A 9,026-nucleotide genomic window follows, 5' to 3' on the forward strand; every position below is an offset into this window, starting at 1 on the left:
CGGTGAGCTCGGCGAGCACGTCGGCATCGAAGGAGGATCCCGAGCCGGCCACCGACAGGCGACGTCGGCGGGCGTTCAGCTCGGCGAGAAATCGGTTCAGCTCCGGTTCGGCAACCATGGACCCCTCCCTCGGGCTCTGCCCCGATGCCAGCCCGGCCCTCATGCTAGGACGTTGTGCCGCGGCTCGAAAGGTGCGCCGAACCGGGGCGAAACGCCCGCGGCAGTCCTGCCGCGGGCGGGCGACGGCCGGTTGCATGGTGCTGGCGGAAATGGGGCGGGCATGATAGATGGAGGAACCACACGACATCGGGACCTTGTGCTCGCGCACAGCAGCAACCAGGCGCTCAGCTTGAGTGAGACTCAGAGGGGACTATGGCTTACGACCTAGTCGTGATCGGTGCGTCGGCCGGCGGGGTCGAGGCCCTGAAGATGCTGGTGGCGACGCTGCCCGACGATCTGTCGGCCACGGTGCTGGTGGTGCTGCACGTGCCGCCGTACGGCGGCAGCGTGCTGCCCGCGATCCTCGACAGGGCCGGGCACCTGCCGGCCCGGCATCCTGGCTCGGGTGAGCCGCTCGTGGCCGGTGAGATCCTGGTGGCCCCGCCCGACCACCACCTGTTCGTCGAGGACGGCCGGGTGCTGCTGACCCGGGGCGCGCGCGAGAACGGCCACCGCCCGGCCGTGGACGTGCTGTTCCGCTCGGCTGCCCGAGCTCGTGGTGCCGGCGTGATCAGCGTCGTGCTGTCCGGCGTCCTCGACGACGGCACTGCCGGCGCCGTGGCGGTTCGCCAGCACGGCGGCCTGGTTCTGGTGCAGGATCCGGAGGACGCGAGCTATCCCGCGATGCCCGCGAGTGTCCTCGCACATCTGGACCCCGACCACGTCGGCAGCGCGGCGGAACTGGGGCAGCTGATCGACAAGCTGTGCCGGACGGCAGCCGACGGCGACCTGGTGCCGGTGCCGCAGGCTGAGCACCGGCACGCCTCTGACCAGCCTGATGACCTGACCGACACCGAACTCGGGATGGCCACCCTGTCCGACCGGGCCTACGACAACCCGGACCGGCCGGGCTCACCGTCGGGCTTCTCCTGCCCGGACTGCGCCGGCACCCTGTTCGAGATCGCCGACGGCGGCCTGGTCCGTTACCGGTGCCGGGTCGGCCATGCCTGGTCGCCGGAGAGCCTGCTCGGCGAGCAGTCGCTGCAGCTGGAAAGCGCGCTGTGGATGGCGCTGCGCAGCCTGGAGGAGAAGGCCGCGCTCGCCGGTCAGCTGGCGAGCAGGGCCGACGCCCGCGGCAGCCAGCTCAGCGCCGGCCGCTTCGCCGCCCAGGCCGAGGACGCCACCCACGCCGCCAAGCTGATCCGGCAGCTGCTCGAGTCATCGCCGCAGACCAGCAAGGTGAGCACGGCCGAGCGCGAGGGATACTAGGTTGAGGCGGTGACCGGTACCCAGCACTCAGAGCCTCTCGGCGGCACTTCAGCCGCCGGGACGGGCGTGGCCGCGGTTTCCACGCCGGCCTTCGAACGGCTGCTGGACTACCTCAAAGAGGTTCGGGGCTTCGATTTCACCGGCTACAAGCGAGCCAGCCTGGTGCGCCGGGTGCAGCACCGGATGGATCGGGCCGGCGTGGCCGAGTTCGAGGAGTACCACGGTTACCTGCAGGTCCATCCGGAGGAGTTCACCCAGCTCTTCAACACCATCCTGATCAATGTCACCGGGTTCTTCCGGGATTCCGATGCCTGGGACCTGCTGGCCGGGGAGTTGGTTCCCGCGCTGCTGGACCAGCTCGGCGACGAGCCGATCAGGCTGTGGAGCGCCGCCTGCGCCTCGGGACAGGAGGCTTACAGCCTCGCGATGGTCTTCGCCGAGGCCCTCGGCCCGGAGAAGTTCCGGTCCCGGGTCAAGATCTATGCCACCGACATCGACGAGGAGGCGCTGAACTTCGCCCGGCTCGCCAGCTACACCGAGCGCGAGCTGGCGGGCCTGCCCGACGGCTACCGCGAGCGGTACTTCCAACCGGCCGGAACCCGGTTCCAGTTGGACCCGGACCTGCGCCGCAGCGTGATCTTCGGCCGTAACGACCTGCTGCAGGACGCCCCGATCTCGCGGATCGACCTGCTGGCCTGCCGCAACGCGCTGATGTACTTCAACGCCGAGACGCAGGCCAGGATCGTGTCCCGGCTGAGCTTCGCCCTCAAGCCACAGGGTGTGTTGTTCCTCGGCAAGGCCGAGATGCTGCTCAACCACAGCGCCGCCTTCGAGCCGATCGACCTCAAGCGCCGGTTTTTCCGCCGGCGCAGCACGGCACCCGCGGTCCTGACCGCGGTCGACGGCTTCCGCGGGGCAGCCACCGCCACCGCACCTCCGGTCGAACGCGCCCAGCTGCAGTCCGAGGCCTTCCTGAACAGCCCGGTCGCCCAGATCGTGCTCGACCACGACGGCCGGATCCAGCTGATCAACCATGCCGCCGGCGCCACGTTCGGGCTCAGCGCCCGCGACACCGGCCGGAACTTCTCCGAACTCGAGATCTCCTACCGGCCGGCGGAGCTTCGCTCCTACATCGACGAGGTCGGCGCCTCCCGGCAGCCGGCCTGGCTGCGCGGCATCGAGTGGCACCGCTCGTCGACCGAGGTGACGTTCCTCGACATCCAGGTGTTGCCGCTGACCGGGGGCTTCAACCGGCTGCTCGGGGTGTCGCTTATGTTCAACGACGTCTCCCGGTTCCGGCGGTTGAACGACGAGCTCGAAACCAGCAACCGGCAGCTGGAGACCGCCTACGAGGAGTTGCAGTCCACCAACGAGGAACTCGAGACGACGAACGAGGAACTGCAATCCACGGTCGAGGAGCTCGAGACCACCAACGAGGAGCTGCAGTCCACCAACGAGGAACTCGAGACGACGAACGAGGAACTGCAGTCCACCAACGACGAGTTGCACCTGACCAATCAGGAACTGCAGAACCGAACGGCTGAGGTCAGCGCGCTGAACCGGTTCCTGGAGTCGATCCTCAGCAGCCTGAGCGCCGCGGCGATCGTGGTGAGCCCCGAGTTGACGGTGCGCACCTGGAACCGCCAGGCCTACGAGCTGTGGGGCGTGCGGGAGGACGAGGCGGTGGGCCAGCACCTGCTGAACCTCGACATCGGCCTGCCCACCGGGGAGCTGCGGGCGGTGGTGCGTGAGGTGGCCGGCGGCGACCGCGAGCACGCCGAGCTGAGCCTGCAGGCCGTCAACCGGCGCGGCCGGCCGGTGGAGCTGCGGGTGACGGTGACCACCCTGGCCGATGCCAGCCTGGACCGCGACGGCAGCGGTGGCGCCCTGCTGCTGATGGACGGCGCCATCCTGCCGACGGGATCGGAACTGGCGGGATCAGGACCGGCGGAGCCAGGACCGACGGAGCCAGGGCCGGCCGGCAGCTGAGCGCCGCGGTGCCGCGGTGGCTGTTTGGCCGAATTCGATGTGATCAGACCGGACGTTTCGTTCGTGTCGCCCGACGTTGTATAACATGCCCCACAGTCGCGGCGGTTGAGACACAGCCGTCCGCGGGTGGGGGTAGTAACACCATGGGGACGACATGACATCGCCTTCGGAACTCTCCGACTTCCTGGCCCGCCTTAACGAGAAGCGCTCGCGGTTGACCGAGATGGCCGCCGCAGAGGGAAGCACCGAGGTCAGCGAGTTGATCGCCGAGGTGGCCGACCTCGGCGAGCAGCTGCTGGTGGCCGATGAGGAGCTCAGGGCCCAGCACGAGCAGCTGGCCGAGTCCCGCTCCAAGCTGGAAGCGCTCAGCGCCCGAAACGAGCAGCTGTTCGACGCCGCGCCGCAGGCCCTGCTGATCACCGATGCCCACGGCATCATGCTGGATCGCAACCGGGCGGCGTCGGCGCTGCTGGCCGGGCAGGACAGTTCCGGCAGCCGGCGTCCGGTCACCTCCCTCTTCCAGTCCGAGTACCGGCGGGTGATCCGCTCGCTGATCACCGGCGTCCGGACCGGACAACCGGCGCAGCGGGCCGAGGTGGAACGGGCCGGCGACGGCGTCCGGCTGGCGGTGCAGGTTCAGGCGTTCCAGCATCCATTGACCGATCAGCACCTGCTGCGCTGGGAGCTGAGCCTTACCGCGCCCGCGCTGGCGGTCGTCACCCCGCTCACCGGTCGACTGCCCGAGCGCGAGGAGGAGGCGGCGGACCTGGTCGTCGGCGAGGAAGCGACCATGGCGATGCTGCGCGAGGCCGACTGGTCGGCGAGCCCGCTCGGGCCGATGCGCAGCTGGCCCAGCGAGCTGCGGGCCGCGGTGCGCACCGTGCTGGCCTCGAAGGTCCCGATGCTGATCTGGTGGGGCCCACAGCTGATCCAGCTCTACAACCAGGCGTACCGAGCGCTGGTGGGCAACAAGCATCCAGCCGCCCTGGGCCAGCCGGCCGCGGAGTGCTGGGCCGAGATCTGGCCGGCCATCGGTCCCCGGGCAGTGAGCGTGCTGGCCGGCAACGGCGCCAGTTACTTCGAGAACGACCTGCTGTTCCTGGAGCGGGCCGGTTACCAGGAGGAGACCTACTGGACCTACTCCTACTCCCCGATCACCGGTGACTCCGGCGAGGTTCTCGGAGTCTTCGTCGCCACCGCCGAGGTCACCGACCGGCAGGTGGCCACCCGGCAGATGGTGACGATCCGGGAACTGGGGGCGCTGTCGGTGGCCGAGTCGGGCAGCACCGAGAATGTCTGCCAGCAGGCGCTGCGAGTGCTGGCGCGGAACCGGGAAAGCATTCCGTTCGCGGCGGTCTATGCCCTCGGCGAGGACGGACAGGCCCGGCTGCAGGGCTGCTACGGGCTCTTCCCCGCGGGAACCGAACTGCCCGCGGTGATACCGGCCAGCGACCAGGACTCGGCGGTGAGCCGGGTGCTGGGCACCGGGGCAGCTGCCAGCATCGACGCGGACACCTTCGCGCCGGGTGCGCTCTACCTGCCCTCGCCGCTGGGCCCGGCCACCCCCAGGACGATCCGGCTGCAGCCGGTGTGGCTCAGCGGGCGCGGTCCACAGCCGCATGCCGTGCTGGCGATGGGGTGCAATCCCTACCGGACGGTGGACGAGTCCTGCCTGCGGTTCCTGGACCTGGCCGCCCGCCAGCTCGGGATCGCTCTCACCGACGCCGCCGCCTATGACGCCGAGCATCGCCGTGCTGAGGCCTTCGCCGAGCTGGACCAGGCCAAGACCCGGTTCTTCGAGAACATCAGCCACGAGTTCCGGACGCCGCTGACGCTGATGATGGCGCCGATCGACGCCCTGCTCGACGATCCGGAGGTCAACCTGCCGGCTGATCGCCGCGCGGACGTGACCTCCGCCCGGCGCGCGGTGCTGCGGCTGAGCCGGCTGGTGGACACGCTGCTGGAGTTCGCGCAGGCCGAAGCTGACGAGCTGCACGCCGAGCTGGAACTGACCGACCTGGCTCGGCTGAGCACCGATGTGACCAGCATGTTCCGTTCGGTGGTGGAGGAGACCGGCTTGGCGCTGGTGGTCGACACCGCCGAGGTGACCGAACCGATCGCCGTCGATCCGGAGATGGTCACCAAGATCCTGCTGAACCTGCTGTCCAACGCGGTGAAGTTCACGCCGAAGGGCAGCATCACGCTCCGGCTCGCCGAAGGTGGCGACGAGGTTTGCCTGACGGTGTCCGACACCGGCCTCGGCATCTCGGCCGAGGAGCTGCCACGGGTGTTCGAGCGCTTCCACCAGGTGCCCGTCCGGGGCGCCCGAAGCCGGGAGGGGGCCGGCATCGGCCTGTCGCTGGTCAGTGACCTGGCCCACGCGCACGGCGGCGAGGTCAGCGTGCGCAGCGAGTTGGGCAGCGGCAGCGAGTTCACCGTCCGGCTGCCCCGTGCCACCGTCGGGCCGCACCAGCAACCGGTCGCCGGCGGCGGTTGCACCGTCGCGCCAGCCTTCATCGCCGAGGCGCACACCTGGTCCGGGACCCGGAGCGACCCGGTTCCGGCCGAAGCGGGCAGCCAACCGGAGCCGGCCGGCGGCGCCGAGGCGCTACCGGGCGGGAAGATCCTGCTGGTCGAGGACAACGTCGACATGCGCGATTACCTGACCAGGCTGCTGCGGGCCGATGGCTGGCAGGTGGAGGCCGTCGGCTCGGTCGAGGAGGCGCTGGCGGGGTCAGTCACACCGGATCTCGTGCTGTCGGATGTGATGCTGCCCGACCGCAGCGGCCTGGAACTGGTCGAGCTGATGCGGGCGAACCCGATGCTGATGCGGATTCCGGTCATCCTGCTCACGGCCAGGGCCGGCGCCGCATCCGCGTCGGAAGGCCTGCGCGCCGGTGCTGATGACTACATCGTCAAGCCGTTCGCCGCCGAGGAACTGCTGGCCCGGGTCCACACCCATTACGAACTCGCCAGGTTGCGGGAGTACGCGCTCAACCGTGCCGAGGACAGGGCAGCCAACCTGGAACGGGCATTGGTCAGCAACCGGCAGATCGGCACCGCGATGGGCATCGTGATGGCGAGGCTCAAGCTGACCGACGAGCAGGCTTTCGACTTGTTGCGCAAGATCAGCCAGAACCGGCACCGCAAGCTGCGCGACATCGCCGAAGAGGTGGCGCTGACCGGGGAGATCCCACACCTGCACGCCTGAGTCACCCGTGCCCGAACGCGTGGGCGTCGCCTTAGCTCGCGCCAGTCACCCTGTCTCTTTGCCAGGCCCGTCTCTTTGCCAGGCCCGTCTCTCTGCCAGGCCCGTCTCTTTGCGGGCCTGCCTCTCAGAGCAAGGCTCAGCCGGCCAGTCGCCGCCTGGCGGCCCGCCCGACCGGCGGCGTGACTGCCGGGGCGAAGACCACCGAGGTCCGGGTTGCCCGCAGCGGCCTGCCGAACAGCCGCAGCACCGACATGACCTCGGCATTGGCGTTGGTGACCACCAGCCGGCCGCCCACGGCTGACAGCCATTGATGCACCACCACCAGGGTGTCCACCCCGTCGAGGTCGAGGGAGCGCAGGTCGGTGAGATCGAGTCGCAGCCGCCGGGTTCCGGCGTCGATGCACTCGCGGGTGAAGTACTCGAAGGGCGAGCACGACGGGCCCAGCAGATCTCCGCGGAGAAAGAAGATCACCCGTTCGGGATCGCAGCCACCGACCCGCAGCGCGAAGCTGTGCCGCTCACCCTCGGCGTTGGAGTGGTACGGGTCCGTGGCCATCTGAGCCTCCGGTGGTCGACCTCGCCGGCGATCCTGTTCAGGACAGCTCTGTACGAGTCCGGATGGCTGCGGCATTCAACCCATCTAAACGGTAACCGCTTCTTGTGGTAAATGAACAGCAGTTCCGCCAACCTGACCGGCGCGGTGGGCCGGTGCCGGTAGCGGCGGGCCGCGACACCAGCCAAGTTGTGCACCTGACCCGGAGTGGCAGCCGGTCCTGGCGTGCCGTACCGTCTAACTCAGAATTGGGCCGGCCCAGCAGGTGGTTTCGCCAGTTCAGCCCCACTCGCCGGAGCACTCCGCCATGACCTCAACCCTTCCTGCCCCGACTGTCCGCAAGTCGCCCCGCCGCAAGCCTGCTGCCGCGGCATCCCCCGCTCCTGAATCTCCCCCGGCCGTGTCGACGGAGCACACCTCGCCGGATGCGGTCGAGCACGCCATCCGCTGCCGGCTCGATGATCTGAAGGCCCAGCGCGCCGAGGCGCTTGCCAACTACAGCCCGCCCGGGTCGTGCGGGGACGCCGCCGACCGATGCGCCAACGTCGAGCTCGCGATCACCATCGAGGACCTGCAGGCCCGGATCACCGAGCTGGAACTGATGCTGCAGGCTCCCAAGAGCATCCGGCAGCCTCGCCGTAACGGCCGCAAGAGCCGGCCGGCCGGCACCATCGAGGTCGGCAGCCGGGTCCAGGTCAGCTTCGACGGCGGTCGCACGTGCGAGACCTTCGTGGTGCTGCCGCACGAACTCGCCCTCGGTGACGACGAGGTCGTGACGCCGAACAGCCCGCTCGGCCAGGCGCTGCAGGGCGCGCTGCCCGGTGACCGGATCAGCTACCGGGCCGCGAACCGGACCACCATCACCGTCGACGTCGTCGCGGTGGACGGCCAGGAATTCACGGCCCAGTCGGCGAAGTCGGCCTGAGAGCCTAGGTGGCGTCCCGGCTGGTCAGCGTGGCCAGCCGGGCTCGCGCCGTGAATTGATCACGAGGTTCTGGACGAAGGTGTCCGGCGGCAGCGTCAGCATGAACTCGACCGCGCTGGCAACGGTGTCCGGGTCCATCATGACCTCCTCGGACAGGTGCCACTGCTCCATCATCGGGGTGTTCATGGCGCTCGGCATCAGGCCGTGGATCCGGGCCGGCCAGCGGTACTCATAGGCCTCCCGCTGCATGATCTTGGTGAGCATCGCCAGCGCGGCCTTCGAGCTGTTGTAGGCGGCGGCGTCAGCGCCCACGGTGATGGCCGAGATCGAGATGACATTCACGATGTCGGCGGGGTAGCTGCGCTCGGCTGTGCCGAGGGTCTTGAGGAACTGTCTGGTGGTGTAGAGCGGACCCGACTGGTTGACCGTGACGACGTCGTGCCATTGCTTGTCGGTGATGTCGAGGATGCCGGCGCCCCGGTCGGTGCCGGCATTGTTGACGAGGCCGTCGAAGCGCTGCCCGAACCGTGCCGCGGTGGCATCGATCGCCTCGGCGACGCTGTCCGGATCGGTCACGTCCAGCCGGCAGGACGACGCGCTGCCCCCGGCGCCGGATACCAACCGGACGGTGCTCTCGGCGGCCTCGACATCGATGTCGGCGACCACCGAATGCGCTCCGGCGGCGGCCAGCCGTCGCGAGACCGCGCGCCCCAGGCCGCTGCCGCCGCCGGTGATCAGTACCGCGCGCTGGTCGAGTGTCCGCATGTCGCCTCCTGGCTCTCAGGGCTGATTCGCTGAACCGACGCTGAACTCATCCCGGGCCGCCGGCCAGGCCCGTGGAGCCGGCCGCACCCGTGGAGCCGGCCAGGCCCGTGGAGCCGGCCAGGCCCGTGGAGCCGGCCAGGCCCGTGGAGCCGGCC

General features: G+C 69.6%; 6 protein-coding genes. 4 read left to right on the forward strand and 2 right to left on the reverse strand.

The genetic code is table 11. The features are described from left to right. The first annotated feature begins 372 nt into the window (after positions 1-372). The 3 genes from VF542_RS04420 to VF542_RS04430 all read left to right on the forward strand — a co-directional run bounded on the left by VF542_RS04420 (position 373) and on the right by VF542_RS04430 (position 6,628). Entirely contained in the window at positions 373-1,428 is a 1,056-nt protein-coding gene (locus VF542_RS04420; RefSeq protein WP_408650496.1) for a chemotaxis protein CheB, read from the forward strand. A 9-nt stretch (positions 1,429-1,437) separates the two neighbouring features. Continuing rightward, complete coding sequence (locus tag VF542_RS04425) at positions 1,438-3,417, forward strand: CheR family methyltransferase (RefSeq protein WP_408650497.1); 1,980 nt, start codon at positions 1,438-1,440, stop codon at positions 3,415-3,417. A gap of 154 nt (positions 3,418-3,571) precedes the next feature. Next, positions 3,572-6,628 (forward strand): ATP-binding protein, encoded by a 3,057-nt coding sequence (locus tag VF542_RS04430; protein ID WP_408650498.1) that lies wholly within the window; start codon positions 3,572-3,574, stop codon positions 6,626-6,628. A 136-nt stretch (positions 6,629-6,764) separates the two neighbouring features. On the opposite strand, the gene VF542_RS04435 is transcribed toward VF542_RS04430, so the two are convergent. After that, on the reverse strand, positions 6,765-7,184 hold the full coding sequence (locus tag VF542_RS04435; protein WP_408650499.1) for an STAS domain-containing protein: 420 nt from the start codon (positions 7,182-7,184) through the stop codon (positions 6,765-6,767). 397 nt (positions 7,185-7,581) lie between these two features. Here VF542_RS04435 and VF542_RS04440 point away from each other — a divergent pair, with 397 nt between their 5' ends. Further along, positions 7,582-8,106: a GreA/GreB family elongation factor gene (locus tag VF542_RS04440; RefSeq protein WP_408650500.1), complete on the forward strand. Its 525-nt coding sequence runs from the start codon at positions 7,582-7,584 to the stop codon at positions 8,104-8,106. Positions 8,107-8,130: 24 nt separating this feature from the next. Here VF542_RS04440 and VF542_RS04445 read toward each other — a convergent pair whose 3' ends face one another. Beyond that, positions 8,131-8,871 carry an SDR family NAD(P)-dependent oxidoreductase gene (locus tag VF542_RS04445; RefSeq protein WP_408650501.1) on the reverse strand — a complete coding sequence of 247 codons (741 nt, stop codon included), beginning with the start codon at positions 8,869-8,871 and terminating at the stop codon, positions 8,131-8,133. Between the last annotated feature and the right edge of the window lie 155 nt (positions 8,872-9,026).

This window comes from Jatrophihabitans sp. (assembly GCF_036389215.1).
Classification (GTDB): Bacteria; Actinomycetota; Actinomycetes; order Mycobacteriales; family Jatrophihabitantaceae; genus Jatrophihabitans_A.

What these genes read in the sequence shown, in the direction of transcription:
- VF542_RS04420 (WP_408650496.1), top strand. Translation starts at nt 373, where the DNA reads ATGGCTTACGACCTAGTCGTGATCGGTGCGTCGGCCGGCGGGGTCGAG.
- VF542_RS04430 (WP_408650498.1), top strand. Translation starts at nt 3,572, where the DNA reads ATGACATCGCCTTCGGAACTCTCCGACTTCCTGGCCCGCCTTAACGAG.
- VF542_RS04435 (WP_408650499.1), bottom strand. Translation starts at nt 7,184, where the DNA reads ATGGCCACGGACCCGTACCACTCCAACGCCGAGGGTGAGCGGCACAGC.
- VF542_RS04445 (WP_408650501.1), bottom strand. Translation starts at nt 8,871, where the DNA reads ATGCGGACACTCGACCAGCGCGCGGTACTGATCACCGGCGGCGGCAGC.